We start from the raw sequence: 18,128 nt of genomic DNA, 5'->3' as shown, positions 1-18,128 counted from the left end.
AAATCAGATGATTTTAGTCGGATAAAGTAAAAGGAGGAGAAAATGAAGAATAAAAAAATAAATATATTTTATAAGATAACAGCAATATGGCTTGTTATTATAAATATGATTATTATGCCTTTTGGATCAATGAAAGTTTATGCTGCAGAAAATAATGATGAACTTCATGCAGTATGGATCTCGTATCTGGAATTTAACGACCGTCTGAAAGATCCTTCAACAGGAAAACTTGGATATACAAAAGAAAGGTTTGAAGCGGTTGTAGATGAAATGTTTGACCAGGCAGTAAGCCTTAATATGAATGCGGTTATAGTCCATGTAAGACCGTTCGGCGATGCCTTTTATCCTTCCGAATACTTTCCCTGGTCTAAATACGTTTCCGGGACCCAGGGTAAGGACCCCGGATTCGACCCTTTGGAATATATGGTAGAAGCTGCCCATGAGAGGGGCTTGGAGTTTCATGCCTGGATTAATCCTTACCGTGTGACCAGCGGTACTACCGATATAAGTACTTTATCCAAGGATAACAAGGCAAGAAAATGGATGAATTCCAAATCAAAAGATCAACAAAGGCGGGTATTGTCTTTCGGCGGATCATTATATTACAATCCTGCCGATCAATGGGTACAGTTTTATATCAGAAAAGGGATAGAAGAGATAGTAGAAAATTATGATGTGGACGGAATTCATTTTGATGACTATTTTTATCCGACTTTAGGTTCAAATTATGCCAAGAGCTTTGATTATCTTGAATATGAAGCATATGTGAAAGAAGCAAAAAAAGAAGGCAAAAAACCCTTAAGTATTCAGGACTGGCGCCGTGAAAATGTAAATAAATTAATAAAAAGTGTATATAAAACAATAAAAGCAGTTAATAAAAATGTGGTATTCGGCATCAGCCCCGGTGGATTTTTGGATTATCTTTTGATGGATGACCGCTATTATTGCGATATTGAAACTTGGCTGTCAAAGTCCGGTTATGTGGATTATATTGCCCCGCAAATTTACTGGTCCTTTAGCCATTCCAAATATCCGTTTGATAAAACTTTGGATCGCTGGATTAAACTGCGAAAGAATAAAAATATAAAGATTTATGTGGGAATTGCGGTGTATAAAGCCGGATCAAGCGAAGATAACGAATGGAAGAATGATGCCAAGATACTTAAAAAACAGGTGGAATATGGAAGGAAAACCGGCCAGGTAGACGGATACCTATATTTCAGGCATGATTTCTTTTATAAGAAAGCTACCAGGAAAGGTGTTGAAAATCTCCTTAAAATCATACCCTAATGCCTCCTGTGAAATATTTATATAAATTCCGAACAGGTTTCTTAAAAAGAAACCCATGAAAATAGTACGCAATACAGACGAAATATGCTTGCGTACTATTTTTTTATTGTGTTTCCGAATATGCCTTATAATACTGCTTGGGGGAAAGTTTGAATTCTTTCTTGAAATTGCGGACAAAGGTGGAATAATCGTCAAAACCGCATAAGGCACAGGCTTCTCCGGCCTGCATACCGTTTTTAATGTAATCCGAAGCTTTTATAATTCTTTTTTTCTGTATATAGTTGTATAAGGTATAACCCGTTTCCTGTTTAAAAAGATGCATTAGATAATATCTGTTTAGATAGAATTTATTTGATATATGTTCAATGCTTAAATCGCTGTCCAGATTATCATTTATATAACTGATTATCTGTTCAATTCTGGGATCGTATCTTACATCTTCCAGTCTTTTTTTGATATCCATTCCGAAAAAAAGCCGGTTTATTTTTACCATCAATTGAATGAACAGGGCATTTTTAAGTATATCGCTTCCAAAGGAGTCATCATTTATTGCTCCTTCCAAATCATCCAGTGTCTGTTTTATGGAAGGAATATCTTTTTTATTTAAGCGAATCATGTTCATTTTTCGTTCCGTTGCCAGGGTAAAACAACTTTGAAGATCGCAGTCATTTTTTTTGTGGGCATCAAGAAAACGGGGGTTTAGCCAGAGTATAATCCGTTCATAAGGCACATGAGGGCTTACAATCGGCTGATGGATGTCATATTTTCCGACAAGGAGTATATCCCAGGGTTTTAATATATAGGATTTTCCTTCAATGATATAGGTAACATCCCCGGATAAAAATATTATTATTTTATTAAAATCATGGTAGTGAAATTCGTATTCATTTTTTTTCTGGTCCTTTAATTTAAAGAACAAAAAGTCTTCGTTAAGGTAACCTCTCTTTACTGTTTCTTCATGCTTGCTTTTATCCATATTTTCTCCCAAAAGTTAGTATTGGATAATAAAGTCTAATGCTGCTGCAATACTTCAAGCAGTAAGTCAATATAGGTTATGTATGCAACATTCAAATTATCCATATGGCTTTATTGTACATAATAAAAGCACTAATTGCAATATATCAAACATATATTGCAACAAATTTCGTAAATGTTGTTAGTATAATATACTTGAGAAATGAACATAGGGAGGAGAAAGTTACTCGTGAAAAACTTAATTAAGAATTATGCTTCATCATTAATTTTGCTCTTATCAATTTTAGTTGGCGGTATTATCGGAGTTATTATGGGGCCGAAAGCTAGTGTACTTGAACCTTTTGGCCAGATATTCCTTAACCTGATATTTACACTTATTGTACCTCTTGTTTTCTTTAGCGTGACTTCTTCCATAGCAAATATGGGTGGCATGGGAAGGCTTGGCAAGATCCTTTTTAACATAATTATTGTTTTTGTTGCTACAGCAGTAATATCCGCATTGGTATCCATGATTGGCGCTTATATTTTCAATCCGATAAAAGGTTTGGATGATCAGGCTATAGAAAGTATTTTGCAGGATACAGACGGAGATGTAAGTGAAGAAGCTAATAATGTTTCTATTGCACAGCAATTGGTAAAAACAATAACAGTCGGTGATTTTTCCGATCTGTTTTCAAGAAGCAATATGCTTCAGTTAATTGTCATATCTGTTTTATTTGGGTTGGCATTGGTAATGGCGGGAGAGAAGGCCAATGTGGTAAAGGATTTCCTGAATGCATGTTCCTCTGTAATCATGAATATGATTAAAATTATTATGTATTATGCACCGTTCGGACTTGCATGCTTTTTTGCATCCCTTACCGGACAGTTGGGGACACAGATTCTTGAAGGATATCTGAAAGTATTTTTACTGTACATCGGTTTATCGGTTGTTTATTATTTTGGTTTCTTTACCATCTATGCTTATGTTGCAGGGGGAAGTGCTGCCGTTAAGGCTTTTTGGAAAAATGCCATAGCACCTGCTGTTACGGCCCTGGCGACTTGTTCCAGTGCAGCTTCCATTCCGGTAAATCTAGATGCAGCTAAAAAGATTGGTATACCGGATGATATTGCAGAAACAGTTATTCCATTGGGTGTAAATACCCATAAGGACGGTTCCGTAATCGGCGGTGTATTAAAGATTGTCTTCCTGTTCGGATTGTTCGGAAAGGATTATAATAATATACCTATGTTTTTATCCATCCTTGTCGTAAGTTTACTGGTCGGTGCGGTTATGGGTGCCATACCCGGCGGAGGAATGATAGGAGAGTTGCTGATTATAAGTGTATATGGTTTTACTCCTGCTGCATTCCCTGTACTGGCGGTTATAGGTACTATTATTGATGCTCCGGCAACCCTTCTTAATGCGTCCGGAAATACCGTATGTGCCATGCTGGTAGCCAGATTTGTGGACGGAAAGAAATGGATGAGAAAAATTAAAGAGTAATAATATGTAAAGCAAATATATTATTTAGGGAAATTTAAATAAATAAAAAAACACCTGCCGTGTTTAATTATCAACGGATATTTAATGTCCGATTATGATAATTCAAACACCGGCAGGTGCTTTTTGTTTGCTTTTATACGTAAACCTTTTTTATAATAGAAAGAATTATGAACAGGCTGTTTATTAAACTTTGGACTATTATATTATTTTTTCTTGAAACAGTTTTAAATATTGTTAATAAATAAAGGTTTACAGCATAAAGCAAACTTTATACTTTACATTTTACGATAAGCTGTTATTTTACGGTGACAATACATCTTACAAGTTTATCGCCCACTTCGGCGATTATTTTTGCTGTACCGGGTGCTTTTGCCGTAACAAGACCGTTTTCATCTACGGTAGCTACAGAGTTTTTGTTTGAAAACCAATTTATATCGCTGTCAGTACCGAGAACGTTAAGGCTATAGGTTTCACCTTTTTTAAGCGTAAGCTCGTTTTTCGAAATTTTTAAAACATTAACTTCACAGGTAGCTTTAAGACCGTTTGCAGTAGCTGTGATTATGGCGGTTCCGGGACCTTTTGCGGTTACTTTACCATTGCTGTCAACATCGGCTACTTTTTTGTCGCTTGTAGTCCAGGTTACCTTGTCTTTGGTGCCGGATGCAGACAATTTAATTACATTTCCGAAACCGTCGCGGGTCAAGCTGAATTTGCCGTCATATTCGAGTACGGCGGATTCGTGGTTAAGGGTAAGTTCAATAACGTTTACATTACTGGTTATATTTTTACCGTTAAAGGTTGCGGTAATTGTTGCGCTACCTTTTCCCACAGCAGTAACTAAACCGTCATCCGAAACTGTGGCTACTTTTGTGTTACTTGATTTCCAGGTAACATTTTTGTCTGCTCCCCAGAGGGTAAGTTGGTAAGTACCTTTGGGTGCCAATGTAATATCTTTTTTATTCATTTGAACTATAGTAACTTTGCAGGTTAATGTCTTATCACCTACATATGCATATATTTTGGTGCTTCCCCAACCCATAGCGGTTACTTTACCGCCGCTTGTTACGGTAGCAGCCTTTGTATTTGCTGATTTCCAGGTTACTTTCTGGCTGGTTCCATTCACTTTAAGAGTTCGATAATGACCAAGCTCCAAAGTCAGATCGGTTTCATTAAGATATACTTTGCCAGCCGCTTGAGCACTTATTTTCTCTTTTGTAATCAGAATTGCCGCGAACAGGGCAAGGCCTGTCAGTGCGTAGGCTATGTACCTAAGTCTTTTCTTCACTGTTGATCCTCCTTACATAAATATGTTTTAGTTGCAACGGAAACAGACATATTTTTACGTAATATGACTGAAATTCCTTTTTTATTATAGACCGTATGAAAGGGTGCTTCATTATTAAATTACTGGAAACAAAACGTATGTTCTGTAATTTCATAAAAACCTATAATTTAATGATTTCTACTGTTGCTAATAAGAAGTGGAAAAGATTCGGTAAATTAATATAATAAAAAAGTTTAAATAAACGGTATTCTAAAATATGTATTGGATTATGCAGGTATTATTGCTATAATTAGGTTAATTATATCCAATTGTAACTAAAAATCGGGGAGGTTAACCAATGTTACAGGTCAGTAATCCTGCAGGAATTTGATTGATAAGGTCGAGTATTCGGAAAGATACATGTGATAGACAATTATTTATTACTTTAATCTAAAAACCGCGCAGAGTTATTCTGAGCGGTTTTTTATAAAGGAACATACCCAAAAATTTAATTAGGCATAGTTAAACAGGCTAATAAAAGTTAGTAATATATGTATTTTGAATAAAATATTTACAATAATTTGTACAAAATATACAAATTAATTATTTATAAAATGTAAATACATGGCAATATTATATAATGAATATATTATGTAAATTAATGGTAATAATTTAATTTTAAGAAAATGTACGTATAATCAAAATTATGCAGTTAATTTGCTGATAAAATAATGATAAATAATGATTTTAATAGACCTGATCATAATTATAATAGTTAATTCTGAAAGCCGGTATAATTAATTTAAATATTTGATTATCTATATATAATGATTATCTATATATAATAATGAAGATAATTGCTTAAGACAAAGGTTTTGTTTGCTAAAAAGTTATTTATAAAAATATCATAAAAATCAAAATTCGGTTATTAATAAAGATTTAGTCCATATTAAAAAATTATTAATAGGATTTAGTTATTAAAATAAAGATCAAATGAATTAAAGTGCAGGTAATTTAACAAAAACAATCAATTAAATAAATAGAAAAATCTTAGAAAAAATTTATCAGGAATTTTAATGAATAATAATTTTAAATGAATAATGCTAAATTCAAATTTAATTTCATAAATTAAAAAACTACGATAAATAACAGATCAAATTAATTTAAAAATAACAAAAAGATATGTATAAATACATAATGAGTAAAGAAATGAATTAAGTAAGCGTTAAGGCATAAAAAAGCCGGTTGACAGGCGAAGGCTTAAATGTACCTATTTTTGACTATCAACATTTCGTTAAACTATGGTTTTGCGAATAGTTGCGAATACAATAAAACAGAAGCAAATAGCCAAGATTCCCTACTTCTGCTAAATTTATCACATAATATATGGTAAATAATATTTTTAAAATAATATTATTATTGTAAAGCTTTTTTAGGAATATATAATATATCATCGATATTGTTGCCGGTATAACGCATTTTTGTGTTTTATTCATCAAAAGTTTTGACTCATTAGGCATATTATATTCGACTTAAAAAACATTAATTTCAATATAAATTTCTATTATTTATAATTTTTGTTATGTATTTTTTTAAATCCTTTATGGTATTTTTCATTCAGTTCAATAATATAATATGTTTCAGGCTGCTTAGAAAAATAATTTTTATGTAGCCTATATTCATATTCTTAGGCTAATACTCTTGCTCCTATTGATATCATAAAATCTATGGTCTGTTTATTTTCTTCCGGATAAGCTGCGTCAAACTGATAACCGCTATAATTATATTTTATGTATTTATAAAATTCCATAGCAACTGACCTGTAATCTTTATGGGCGAAAACCCTTCCGACAGCCTCCAGGTACTTTTCTTTCGGTTCCACACATAAAGCCAATACAGCGGTTAATGTATTTTCATTAATTACATTACCATTAACAGATACCAACAATCATCATTGGGATGATTTAACATATTTCAAAAATGCTTTACTATATTATCAAAATCGGCAGGAAATATTAAAAAACCTCTCTAAAGCCCTGTTTTCAAATTAAAACTTTTTTATAGAAATCAGTCCCTATTTAATATAAAAAATTTATATATAAAAAAGAGATTTTAATTTTCATTAAAATCTCTGCTCGTTTAATATTCGTTCAAGTTCCATTATTTCAGCTCTTGATAATTCCTGATTTTTTAAGTACTCGTTAAAAAATGTACATAAGGAACCGTTATATAATTTGTCTAACAAGGCCTTTGTTTCAATATTCTGCACCGCTTTTTTGGATATGGCCGCACGGCATAAGAAGCCGGGATCTTCTCTTTTAATGGCACCTTTATCTATCAGTCTTTTAATTACTGTATAAGTCGTATTCTTTTCCCAACCTATATATTCTTTAATTATTTTTGAAATATCTTTGGCGGCTAATACTTTATTGGACCACAAAAGTTCCATGATATTTAGTTCGCCTTCATGCAATCGGATTTCCGATTTCGCCACAGTATGATACACCCCTTTAAAATAAATATACACATACTACATATGTAGAAAAAACATAAGCTGTTAAAATACCTTCTAAGACTGATAAAATTTTTAGCTGCAAAAGAAATGTATTTTATTCAACTAGCCATATCATTATTTTGAATTATAATACTACTGTTGTAGAAAAATATAACAATAATAAACGACAAATGTAGTAGCAACGTTGTATCAATATTCTATAGTAATAGAAAAAGAAAGTCAAGCTAAAAAGGAATGCAATTTTTTATATTTTGTTACATTTCATTTAATAAATCGCATCCGTTTTATTTTACATCATAGGACTAAAGGTTTTTTTATCGGCAAAATGAAATTTTTTATTCGAATAATGGAAATAAATTATATGCAAAATACCGCATAATATGGAACATACTTTACATTTTTTGAGTAACCGAAATTTCTTGAAGATATTTTAATGGCATAAGGGAAGTCAGTCTTCTGTTTTAAAACGCTGAGATTCTTTGATCGGGTATTTTCGTCGGTGAACAACTCCACCGGTATTATATATCCGTCTTTAGGAATTAAAAAATCAATTTTAGCCGTAGAATCAGATTCCCAGAACATTATAGGATAACCGTTGGCCTGCAAGTTTTCGGCTACATAGTTTTCCATGATAGCCTTTGATGCAAGGTTGTTAAATGGAGGTTTAACCTGTTTTGATATAAGTGAATTAAGAATACCCACATCTGAAAGATAAAGTTTGAAACTGGTTAATTCGTTTACATTCAGCCTATTTTCTTCCAGTATGGCATTAATTTTTGAAAGTTCATCGCTTGTAATTTTATAGCTTGGAATAATGTAATTTCTGTCTGCCAGGTTTTGTATTGATTCCTTATACATGGCATGGGTAGTCCCTTTTCGGATCAGTTTGTATTGAAACTTTTTATTTTCTTTCAGCAACTGTAAAGGGATACTGCCAAGAACCTGATTCATTTTCAATGCTTCACTGTCCGAACTGATATTGCTTAGGTAACTTCTGTATGTACCCATCAAAAGCATGTGGTTTTCGGTTATGTTTAAAAGATTGTCAAAGTTAAGGTATTCATTGATTATACCAGGCATTCCGCCGATTATAAGATAGAGATTAAAAAGGCTAAGGAGTTCTTTATGGACTATTTCTGGTATTTTTTTATCCGTTTCAAAATGGGTTATAATCGTTTCTATGTACCAGTCCTTTGCTATTGCCACTAAAAATTCATTAAAGAGCAAAGGATAAACCGGAATATGATAATACAGATCAAGTACTTCTTTTTTTATAGGACTGCTGGATATGGCTATAATACGGTGAAATTCTCCCGTAAACTGGAGTTCTGCAAGCATATTTAGGGCATCCGGACAGTGGCTTACTTCGTCAAGTATCAAAAGCCTGTCCCCGCTTAAATTATCTAGCGATAAGCCGGTCTTATTCACACTATAATACTCCAGTAAAAGGGCTGAAACTTTAAAAGGATCTTTAGACTTAAACAGCTCGGATGCCATTGCATCATGTTCGAAGTTTACATAAAGGAACTGCTCATAAAATGATTTCGCAAAATCGCATGCCAGGTAGGTTTTACCGACACCTTTGGCGCCGGTAAGTATAACAGGCCTGACATCTTCATTTTGACTCCATTTCAATAAATGTTCGATAGCTGTTCTTTTCACCGATATTATCCCCTTACGGTCAATCTTAATTTCATTAGTAAATCATTAAAATAATCCGGCAAAGGAGCCTGAAATTCCACGTATTTGCGGGTGGTGGGATGAATAAATCCAAGTACGCCGGCATGCAATGCCTGGCCTTCCAGCTTAAAAGGGTCTTTTGCCGGGCCGTATACTGTATCGCCGACTACCGGATGATTGATACTTGCCATATGTACCCTGATTTGATGGGTACGGCCGGTTTCCAGCCGGCATTCTATATAGGCGTAATTGCCTAAGTTTTCAATAACCCGGTAATTTGTAGCCGCATATTTTCCGTTTCTTACGTTAACAGCCATTTTCTTGCGGTCTTTCGGATGCCTTCCGATACTTGCTTCCACTCTCCCGCTTTCTTCTTTGAAACTGTTATAAACTATTGCATGGTAAACTCTTGTGATAGAATGTACTTTTAATTGCTCTGCTATAAACCTGTGGGCATTATCGTTTTTACAGGCTACGATTACTCCTGTTGTATCTTTGTCTATGCGATGGACTATTCCGGGCCTTAAAACCCCGTTTATCCCGGATAATTGCCCCCTGCAATGATACAGTAAAGCGTTGACCAAAGTGCCTGTTTCGTGCCCCGGTGCGGGATGTACTACCAGGCCTTTAGGTTTGTTTATAACTATGATATCGGCATCTTCATAAATTATATTTATGGGAATGTTTTCGGGCACAATTTCTGTCTCTTTAGGTTCAGGTAGGTATATTTCTATAGTCTGGCCGCCTTTGACCTTAAAATTGGCTTTTACGGCTTTTCCTTCTACTAAAACTTTTTCTTCCGTAATAAGTTTCTGAAGATAGGATCTGGATAAATCATCCATAACCGTTGACAGGTATTTGTCAATCCGGACATTGTTATATTCGTCCTCTACTTCAATCCGGATTATTTGCTCCTGTTCTTCTATATCTTCCAAAAGGTCATCGTCCATCGGATAAATCATCCTTAATATTCTCCTTATCCATTGCATCATTTACTTTAGGTCTTTTTTTGAATATGTTATCCAAAAATTCCAGATCACTTTCTTTATAATAAAAAATACCCAGGATTAACAGTAATAAACAGGATACGGTAAGATAGCTGTCTGCTATATTGAAAATGGGAAAATCAATAAGTTCAAAATAAATAAAATCAACAACATATTTTAAAGTTATCCGGTCTATAAAATTACCGACAGCCCCTGCCAGGATAAATACCCATATAATTTGAATAGGACGGTATTTTTTATCTTTAGGTATCTGAAAATACAAAAATACAAGCAGAATCGAAAGAATTACGGTGATGACCGAAAGCATAGCGGTCTTTCCGGTCAAAATACCCCATACGGCTCCGGTATTTTCATGGTACTGAAGCTTAAGAACTCCGGGAAGTATACTTATGGGCCCGTTTTTCCGTAAATTTATTCTGGCCCAGTATTTTGAGGCCTGGTCTATTGCCAGCAATATTATAAAATATATTAAATGTTTTATCCGTTGTTTCATAAATACCTCTCCAAATTTTATAAAAATGCAAAAGCAGATAATTTTGATTTTATTCAAGGACAAATTGAACTGCTTCTATAATCTCATCTTTTGATACGGTCATATCTATAAATGCAGTTCCGATTCTTTCCAAACATATAAATTTAATCTTGTCGGATTTCATTTTTTTATCCAGTTTAGTAACGTTATAGACTTCTTCAGGTGATAAGCCACTTATGCTTGTCGGAAGATCAAAGGATTTAATTAAGCCGATTATATCATCCAGCTCGGATTTATTAATAAATCCACGTTTATATGAAATATATCCAGCCGCAATCATACCGACCGCAATACATTCGCCATGTAAAAATTTAAAATCCAGCAATTTTTCTATGGCATGTCCGATTGTATGGCCGAAATTAAGAAGAGCCCTTTCTCCTTTTTCTTTGGGGTCTGCTTCTACTACATTTTTCTTAATAATACAGCTTCTTATTATCATCTGCTTAAGGGTTTCATAGTCCAGCAAGCTGATTTTATCCCTGTTATCGCATAACCATTTATAATAAGCGGCATTCTTAATCAAGCCGTGTTTAATTACCTCGCTCATACCTGAATTAAATTCCCTTTTCGGAAGAGAATTTAAGGCAGAAAGGTTCATATATACCAGTTTAGGCTGATGGAAAGCACCAATCATGTTTTTATACGCCATAAAATCTACTCCGGTTTTTCCGCCTATACTGGAATCAACCATGGAAAGCAAGGTGGTCGGTACTTGAATAAAATCGATACCCCTTAAATAAGTGGCGGCCGCAAATCCGGCCAAATCGCCCACAACTCCCCCTCCAAGAGCTATAATTATATCATAACGGTCAAATTTTTCTTCTATAAGACGCTGATAGACTAAGTTTACGGTATTAAGGTTTTTACTTTCTTCACCGGCATCAAAAGTAAAACTGCTGATACTTGCGGCAACCGGTTCCAAATTTTTTATGCATTCATTTAAATAGAATTTTCCCACATTTGAATCAGTTATAATCATAAAACGCCGATTTTGCAGGCCAAGAGAAATTATGGCATCTTTAAGGCCTGAAAAATCTTTGTCAAAGATGATTTCATATGCCGGTTTACCTTCATAATTTACAATGATTTTTTCTTGTTGCATAAAAATTGCATAACCGCATCCTATAACCCAAAGACGAGGTTATGCTCTCCCCCTTTTATAAATAATTTTAAAATCTTCGTCTATGGTAATTTGCCGATCTTTTGCCTGCTTAGCCGTATCTTGTAACAGTTTTGCAATCGGAACAATATTATAATCAATATCGAAACTTAACATAATATAAGCTATTGATACAATAATACTTTTACCATATATCTTCCCTTTTTGGTCTGGTTTAGTGTCCCTGCATAAATAAATCTGCCGTAGCCTCGTACCGATACAATATCGTTTTCTTTCAGATTATAACTGTTATATAATATGTTTTTTCCGTTAACAAATACTTTTCCACCTTCTATAAGGCCGGAAAGGCTGCTTCGCGATCCGTTAAAGGCTACAGCCAAGATACTGTCTAAACGAACGGAAGAAACGGTACCCGTAACAGGTTTTAAGTTGGGTTTGTAAGTAAAATCCCGGATATCTATAAGGGAAGTGCTAACCATTGTATGTTTTACTTTAGTAAGCTGATTTATTATATAGTCATATATGGATGAGCAGCAAAAAAGATAAGCTTCATTATTTTCCATAATAATATCCCCTATCTTATTTCGCTCAATCCCCAAATTTAAGACCGCCCCCAAGATGTCCCTGTGAGTAAGGCTGTCAGAGAATTTAGGATTCTTAGGTTTTATATGAAGGCATGATATCGGATAATCAATTTCATCTTCATTATCTAAAGAATAATCGCCGCAAAAGCAAAACATTTTCCTTTCGGCATCACGGTATCCGCCAGAGGAAAAATATTTTAAATTAGGCAATTCATTTTTTATTTCGTAGAATAAATTCTGCTCATGTAAATTTAAAAAATCGGTAAACAAAACAATTCCCCGACTGTCTGCCATGTAAGCAAGGTCCCGGAAGCGCCTTTGTAGTATTTGATCTTCTTTTTGCATATATAATTATGTTCCTCGTTTAGAATTTTGTGTTAAATGTAGGCGGTTCAAAGCCGTCTTCCCTGATCATATCCAGGTAGTCTCCCGAAATATCAACAGTATCCGGAGAAACTATGAATATGCAGCTTGAAATGCGATGGAGCCTGCCGTTTATAGCATATACCGAACCTGATACAAAATCCATTGTCCGTTGTGCCAGTTTGTCATCAAAGCCTTCCAGGTTAATAATGGTGGCTCTGCCGGTTAAAAGCATGTCACAGATAACCTGTGAATCCTCAAAAGAAGTAGGTTTAATAATACAAACTTCAAATCCCTTAGATGTAGTCCTAATCGGAACAACTTTACCGTTAGAGGTTCTTTCCACGCTTTTAAACCTTTCTTTTTTCTCTGAAGTATTATGTACTTTCGATTGAACTGGCGGACGCTTAGGAAGTTCTTCAGATTCTTCGTCTGCTGTTTTCCTCTCAAAAAGTCCGGGCTTTTTAGGCTCAAGCTCCTCATCGTCCAAATAGCTATCAAAATCATCTTCATCTGTAAGTTTCATAGAATTTAAAAAGCTCTTGAAAATATTCGACATCCCTATAGACACTCCTATCTTTATGGACTTTATAATAACTATTTATATTCTCTTTCACCGAAAATGCCTGTCCCAATTCGAACCATAGTGGCCCCTTCTTCAATGGCTACTTCATAATCATTGGTCATACCCATTGAGAGAATATTGAAGTTATCAGGATCAAAATATATCTTGTTATCACCATTATCAATGTTTTTTGATTTTATGTCAATAAATAATTGTCGCAATTTACTAAAATACTTCCTATTTTTTTCAGGATCATCAACAATAGGCGGCACAGCCATCAAACCTCTTACCCTTATATGGGGCATGCGGATCAGTTCCGTAAACAAAGGAATAAGTTCATCAGGATTTATACCGTATTTCGTTTCTTCATCGGCAATATTGACTTCTATCAAAATATCGCAGACTATATTCTTTTTTGCCGCTTCTTCTTCAATTTTTTGGCCAAGGCGCAATGAATCAACCGAATGTATCAAAACAGCCTTATCTATAACCTGTTTTACCTTGTTTCTTTGCAGGTGACCGATTTGATGCCATTTAATAGAGTCACCATATTTTTTATTCAGTTCATTGTATTTATCAACCAGCTCCTGGACTTTATTTTCACCGAAATGCCTGATACCCAGTTCATAGGCCTCTTCTATCATAGAAACGGGTTTTGTTTTGCTGACTGCTATTAGGGTGACTTCCGAGACATCCCTTCCGGCCCTTTTGCAGGCAGCTTCTATTCGCTTCTTTATATCCGCCAAACGTTCTTCCATAGTTGTATCTTCAAAACGTTTTTCCACTATTGATCTCTCCTTTCGGTTACAAGGTTTAATGGATCATGGAGATTTCTGCCTGTTTAATATATCTATCGGAATAAATTCCAACTTTAATTATTACATATAATTTATACCATATATAAGCATGATACTTTTATATATAAGTATGATACCTTTATTTAACGGTTTATTATAATATTTAATATATAATCTTTTGTTCTACAACAGTAGACGAATCTAAGGCTATATGATCATAAAGGGCCAGTCCGTAAGAGGTATTTTTATCAACAATACAATAGGATTCGTTTTGATAAAGGATTTCTATCCGTTTAAATACGGCATAGCCCATATTTACGTTATATACCCCGGTCAGTTTATTTGTTACGGAAAGCTGGTATCTGTTTCCGTCAGTTGACCTTATCCATGTATTAGGGCTAAACAGATTGGTATCGACATAACCGTAAATATCATCCTGATAATATATATCGGCAGGAACAAAAACCAAATTTACTTCACCTGTATCTTTATCATACTCTTCTTTAATTAAGCCCTTTTGAGCACTGTCACCGCCTGATGTAAAGTAATTTAAAGGAACTAAATAAAAATCTTTTGTGGTAACTGCCGATAGAGGTATCTTTAAACCTTTTACGGCTTCCAAATGAAGATCTATTTCAAGAAAACGGTCTTCCAGGTAATTTGACATATGCTTGTCCATAACAAGCTCTGCATAATAAGAACCGTCTAAAGGACTTTGAAAAATTTTAACGGGAGCCCTAGTTGTAAAATTGTCTTTCAGTATGGTAAATTCTATTTTATCCTTACCTGACAACTTTTCATATTGTTCGGCGTTAAGAGGAAGAATAATGGACCAGTTTTCTGAAGTTACAATTTTATATACCGGTGTATTTGTTGAAATCAGGTTTGATGTACGAAGTGAAACCCGTTTATAATTTTGTGTATCAAATAAATCTTTGGTAATCGTATCTTTAGTTACTGTTTCGTAATTATCCATATAATACGATATGACACCGCTTGTTTCGCTTTTGAAAACTTCATATGTATAGGCAAATCCGGTATCTTCCTGTATCTGACGGCCTTTTTCAATCATAGTTTGGTTTAGCATATCATACATGGCACTTTCTATATCTGACTTAAAATCGTATATATATGAAAACTTTTGATCAGAATATATATTATGAAATTTTTTAATTAAATACTGTAATTGTACATTGCTTGAATCAGATAAGGTTATTATATCATCACTGCTTGTTATTATATCCATTATCTGAGTGCTTTCATCTATAGAATAAACCGACGCATTTTTTGCTACCCTGGCACCTTCTTTTTGAAAATAATAAACATAGCCTGCTTTATCGGTAGAAACTAAGTGTTCTTCCCTTAAAACCAGGCCTGTTATACGATTGTCTACCACATTGAAGCCTTCCTGCACTTCATATATGGATATATGTTCTTTTGTAAAATAAATATATGTATTAATAGCAATGTAGATGAAAAGAATCAAAAATATTACGATACCTATATTAAGTGTCCTTTTCTTTCTGAATTTAACTACCCTACTATTTTTGCTCAAACTTTCGCCCCCATTTTACTATTCTTCTATATTATACTTAAATAAAAGAACAGATACAAGCTATATATTTTAATCTCAATGCATAAAGGCGAAAGATATGGAAATTATAATAACAGAGATTTTTCTCAAAGCAGATTAAGATAAAATACCATTTTAATGTCTAAAAGGAGGTTTCTTATGAAAACATTGGATTATATTGCGTTAGTTCTTGTAGTTATAGGTGCATTAAACTGGGGCTTAATAGGATTTTTCGAATTTGATTTGGTAAGAGCTATTTTTGGGGATATGACCTGGGTATCCAGAATTATTTATGCCCTGGTAGGAATCGCAGGCTTATATTCCTTAAGCTTCTTCGGAAGAATAAGAAATGAAGATTAATAATTAATATAGTTTAATATAATAACTTTTCAAGTAACACTGCTTGATTAGAGACCTGATAATTATATACGTATAATTATCAGGTCTCTAATCAAGCAGTGCCTTGAATTTATGCATTTTAATTAAAAGAAATATAAAATTTAGCGGCTTGACAAATAGTTCAGTAAATTTAAATCTTTTGTATTTTAATGGGGAAATAAGTTTTTTAAACAGATATCTAAAAAGCAGGTACATTATATAACAGATAAATAATTTTAACTATATATAAACCTTATTTATGAAAGAAAATGCTTTTATAATTTTTATAAAATATATACCTAATTATCTAAAGATAGTAAAAAAGATTTTAGCTCATAAAGAGAAATCGTTTTTTACAATGCCACTATTACATTTTCTTTCATAAATTCAGGGATTTGATCATGGTTTAGAGAAATGCTTACACAAAAGTTTACTTTGAATTGCTTTGAAATGCGTTCTAGTTTTTTAAATACGTCATCTATATTATCCTTATCGACATGAGCAATGGTTAAGAAACTATCTAAATATATATATTCAATATCATGATCACAAGAAATGATACCGCAGAGGAAACCTAAGAACTGATTATGATTTTCTATCTGATAATCCGAAACATTTATCAATCTTATCTTATTGGAGAGTTCATACATATGCTTATTGTTTTTATCCAGATACACAACACTGCCTTTGGCGGTCTGGACTTCCTTGTTAACCTTATCAAGAAGGATTTTGGTCTTTCCTTTGCCCTTCTCGCCTGAGATAATCTGTATCATAGTAATCTCCTCCTTATAATAAAGTTTTGTTATATTTGTTAAAAAATATTATCTTACATAATCATTATATTATAAATTTAACGGAAAAACAATATCAAAATGGATTCTATCAGTGTAGAATTTACAATAATAACGATTATATAATCCAAAATATTATTAAAAATAAATAATATTTTTGAGAAAATTATCAGTATCTAAAGAGCAGATTACATAAAAACTATCTATTTAATCAATAAAAATAAATTAGACATATCAGAATATAATTTGTCACTGCCTGAAGCTTTAAGGACCAATGATATATATTGGTTGTTTTCGCCGTCCTTAGACAGTAATATAAGGCAATTTCCGGCTTTTGATGTGGATCCTGTTTTGCCGCCTATAATTTGAAGATTTTCAGGAGGAGTTTTTTCATCGGTTAGATACAGATTGGTAGTCCTAAAGGTTACAGTTTTTTTGTTCCCGTTTCTGTCCTGATATTCTGCTTTATAAGAATTTTGATTTATGATATTTAAAAAAGTATCGTATTTTATCAGTTCGTTAAATATCAAATACATATCATATGCTGTTGTATAATGATTGTCATCATGCAAACCGTGGGAATTTACAAAGTTAGTATGAACTGCTCCGATTTTTTGTGCTTCCTGGTTCATAAGTTTTACAAATGCTTCTTCACTTCCGCTCATATGCTCTGCTATGGCTATACCGGCATCGTTTCCGGAGTAAACCAAAAGGCAGTAAAGCAAAGATTCTAAAGTAAGGACATCTCCTTCTTCAAATCCGCAAACCTTTGCACCCGGAACAGGTATATGGGATGCGTTATAACTTACAGTAACGGTATCTGTCAATTCTCCCCTCTTTAGTACAACTAAAGCAGTCATTAGCTTGGTAAGGCTTGCAGGATATAATTTTTCATAAGGATTTTTGGCATAAAGGACCTCTTTGTTTGTTATATCAAAAAGCAAAGCGGCCTCTCCGCTTACATAATCATCGTTTATACCGTAATCTTCATCAGACAGTTTTACCAGATTTTCGGCAAAAAATTCGTTTTCCGATAATTCTATACCCCATTCAGTTTGAACAGATATAATATTGTCTTTATACGAAAAGAATTGATCGGAAGATTTACGGCAGCCTCCCAGTATGATAGTTGTAATTAAAATTGGTATAAGCAGACACCGTTTTTTCAATTTAAACCATCCTTTGTATATTTATTGCATTAATGATTA

Annotated in this window: 17 protein-coding genes; 3 read left to right on the top strand and 14 right to left on the bottom strand. The window is 33.6% G+C overall.

The window, feature by feature from the left end:
• Positions 1-42 precede the first annotated feature (42 nt).
• Positions 43-1,290, top strand: coding sequence for a glycoside hydrolase family 10 protein (locus HHT355_RS05880; RefSeq protein WP_103202501.1), 1,248 nt, complete (start codon positions 43-45; stop codon positions 1,288-1,290).
• Positions 1,291-1,393: 103 nt separating this feature from the next.
• Here HHT355_RS05880 and HHT355_RS05875 read toward each other — a convergent pair whose 3' ends face one another.
• Positions 1,394-2,266 carry an AraC family transcriptional regulator gene (locus tag HHT355_RS05875; RefSeq protein ID WP_103202500.1) on the bottom strand — a complete coding sequence of 291 codons (873 nt, stop codon included), beginning with the start codon at positions 2,264-2,266 and terminating at the stop codon, positions 1,394-1,396.
• A gap of 228 nt (positions 2,267-2,494) precedes the next feature.
• On the opposite strand from HHT355_RS05875, the gene HHT355_RS05870 reads away from it, so the two are divergent.
• Positions 2,495-3,751, top strand: a complete 1,257-nt coding sequence (locus tag HHT355_RS05870) for a dicarboxylate/amino acid:cation symporter (protein ID WP_103202499.1) — start codon at positions 2,495-2,497, stop codon at positions 3,749-3,751.
• A 295-nt stretch (positions 3,752-4,046) separates the two neighbouring features.
• Here HHT355_RS05870 and HHT355_RS05865 read toward each other — a convergent pair whose 3' ends face one another.
• From HHT355_RS05865 to HHT355_RS05815, 11 genes are all read right to left on the bottom strand, one after another.
• Positions 4,047-5,036, bottom strand: coding sequence for an Ig-like domain-containing protein (locus HHT355_RS05865; RefSeq protein ID WP_103202498.1), 990 nt, complete (start codon positions 5,034-5,036; stop codon positions 4,047-4,049).
• A 1,666-nt stretch (positions 5,037-6,702) separates the two neighbouring features.
• A complete protein-coding gene (locus HHT355_RS05860; RefSeq protein ID WP_103202497.1) occupies positions 6,703-6,960 on the bottom strand; it encodes a hypothetical protein in 258 nt (85 codons plus the stop codon).
• Positions 6,961-7,137: 177 nt separating this feature from the next.
• A complete protein-coding gene (locus HHT355_RS05855; RefSeq protein WP_242967560.1) occupies positions 7,138-7,509 on the bottom strand; it encodes a BlaI/MecI/CopY family transcriptional regulator in 372 nt (123 codons plus the stop codon).
• 378 nt (positions 7,510-7,887) lie between these two features.
• Entirely contained in the window at positions 7,888-9,192 is a 1,305-nt protein-coding gene (locus HHT355_RS05850) for an ATP-binding protein (RefSeq protein WP_103202496.1), read from the bottom strand.
• A gap of 5 nt (positions 9,193-9,197) precedes the next feature.
• The gene (locus HHT355_RS05845) at positions 9,198-10,172 is read right to left on the bottom strand and encodes an RluA family pseudouridine synthase (protein WP_170124927.1); all 975 of its coding nucleotides are present in this window, start codon (positions 10,170-10,172) and stop codon (positions 9,198-9,200) included.
• On the bottom strand, positions 10,150-10,710 hold the full coding sequence (lspA, locus tag HHT355_RS05840; protein ID WP_103202495.1) for a signal peptidase II: 561 nt from the start codon (positions 10,708-10,710) through the stop codon (positions 10,150-10,152). The genes HHT355_RS05845 and lspA overlap by 23 nt, the downstream gene beginning before the upstream one ends.
• A gap of 49 nt (positions 10,711-10,759) precedes the next feature.
• A complete protein-coding gene (gene aroB, locus HHT355_RS05835; protein WP_103202494.1) occupies positions 10,760-11,851 on the bottom strand; it encodes a 3-dehydroquinate synthase in 1,092 nt (363 codons plus the stop codon).
• Between the two features lie 182 nt (positions 11,852-12,033).
• Positions 12,034-12,747 (bottom strand): YlmH family RNA-binding protein, encoded by a 714-nt coding sequence (locus tag HHT355_RS05830; protein WP_242967557.1) that lies wholly within the window; start codon positions 12,745-12,747, stop codon positions 12,034-12,036.
• Positions 12,748-12,817: 70 nt separating this feature from the next.
• The gene (locus HHT355_RS05825; RefSeq protein WP_103202492.1) at positions 12,818-13,375 is read right to left on the bottom strand and encodes a cell division protein SepF; all 558 of its coding nucleotides are present in this window, start codon (positions 13,373-13,375) and stop codon (positions 12,818-12,820) included.
• Between the two features lie 38 nt (positions 13,376-13,413).
• Entirely contained in the window at positions 13,414-14,139 is a 726-nt protein-coding gene (locus tag HHT355_RS05820) for a YggS family pyridoxal phosphate-dependent enzyme (protein WP_103202739.1), read from the bottom strand.
• A gap of 202 nt (positions 14,140-14,341) precedes the next feature.
• On the bottom strand, positions 14,342-15,733 hold the full coding sequence (locus tag HHT355_RS05815; RefSeq protein WP_103202491.1) for an HlyD family efflux transporter periplasmic adaptor subunit: 1,392 nt from the start codon (positions 15,731-15,733) through the stop codon (positions 14,342-14,344).
• Positions 15,734-15,910: 177 nt separating this feature from the next.
• Here HHT355_RS05815 and HHT355_RS05810 point away from each other — a divergent pair, with 177 nt between their 5' ends.
• Positions 15,911-16,111, top strand: coding sequence for a DUF378 domain-containing protein (locus HHT355_RS05810; RefSeq protein ID WP_103202490.1), 201 nt, complete (start codon positions 15,911-15,913; stop codon positions 16,109-16,111).
• Positions 16,112-16,482: 371 nt separating this feature from the next.
• On the opposite strand, the gene HHT355_RS05805 is transcribed toward HHT355_RS05810, so the two are convergent.
• Together HHT355_RS05805 and HHT355_RS05800 are read right to left on the bottom strand one after the other, a co-directional pair.
• Positions 16,483-16,902, bottom strand: coding sequence for a cupin domain-containing protein (locus HHT355_RS05805; RefSeq protein WP_103202489.1), 420 nt, complete (start codon positions 16,900-16,902; stop codon positions 16,483-16,485).
• Between the two features lie 221 nt (positions 16,903-17,123).
• Complete coding sequence (locus HHT355_RS05800) at positions 17,124-18,089, bottom strand: D-alanyl-D-alanine carboxypeptidase family protein (RefSeq protein WP_158245900.1); 966 nt, start codon at positions 18,087-18,089, stop codon at positions 17,124-17,126.
• Between the last annotated feature and the right edge of the window lie 39 nt (positions 18,090-18,128).

The sequence above is a fragment of the Herbinix hemicellulosilytica genome, assembly GCF_002904165.1.
GTDB classification, from domain to species: Bacteria; Bacillota; Clostridia; order Lachnospirales; family Lachnospiraceae; genus Mobilitalea; species Mobilitalea hemicellulosilytica.
This window is presented reverse-complemented; position numbering and strand designations above follow the sequence as displayed.